The organism is Asaia sp. SF2.1 (assembly GCF_000505765.1).
Lineage (GTDB): Bacteria > Pseudomonadota > Alphaproteobacteria > Acetobacterales > Acetobacteraceae > Asaia > Asaia bogorensis.
Genome location: NZ_AYXS01000034.1, coordinates 33,932 through 34,757 on the forward strand (window position 1 = coordinate 33,932; position 826 = coordinate 34,757).

Consider the following 826-nt stretch of genomic DNA (forward strand, 5'->3'; position numbering starts at 1 on the left):
TCGGAAGTGTTGCGCAATGTCGTGAGATCTTCGCCGGCAAAAGGGGCTGGGCGTCCAACCTGAATGTGGCGGTGGATATTGCCGTGCATCAGGGTGCGAACCAGTTTTGCCTGGTGCGTGTAACTGATGGAACAGATACGCCGGCGCGCGGCACCCTTGGCAATGCGCGTATCACGGCATGTTATACGGGGTCGGCTGGCAACGGGATTTCAGCTACCCTGACAAAGCAGAGCTATCGTGACGGGATGTTTGTCCTGACGGTTGCTCATGAGGAACTGGGGGTTTCATCCTATACAGGCGGGGACTGGACTGCGTTGCAGACGGCGCTTGCTGCCGACCCCCGTGCGCTCGTGCAGATCGACCTGTCGGCCGAGACGGCGATTGGCGATCCGGGCGTTGTGCAGCTTGGTGGTGGCGGTGACGGTGCGGAGCCGGGTCCGGGACGTTTTGTTGGCGCGTCGGATACCAGAACCGGGCTTTATGCCCTGACCAGTCAGGGGTGTTCGGTTGTCACCTGCGCGGGTGTCGGGGACACCTCCCTTATGGTGCCGATGCTGGGCTTTGGCCAGGATCAAGGGCTATACGCAGTTGTATCGGGCCCGAAAAGCGAGACGTTGGCGCAGGCCGTCCAGACGAGAATGGCACTCGGGCTATCGTCTCACGCACTGAAATACATGCATGGCGACTGGCTGTGGTGGAATGACGACACGCTTGGGTTGCAGCTTGTCAGCCCTGCGCTCTTTGCAGCGGCAAAGCTGGCTGCGCTTTCGCCGGAGCAGTCGGGACTGAACAAGCCCCTGACAGGGATTGTGGGAAGCCAGAAAAA

General features: G+C 60.5%; 1 pseudogene. It reads left to right on the forward strand.

Annotated elements, in window-relative coordinates:
- Positions 1–826: pseudogene (locus P792_RS36085) on the forward strand (phage tail protein); the annotation flags it as partial.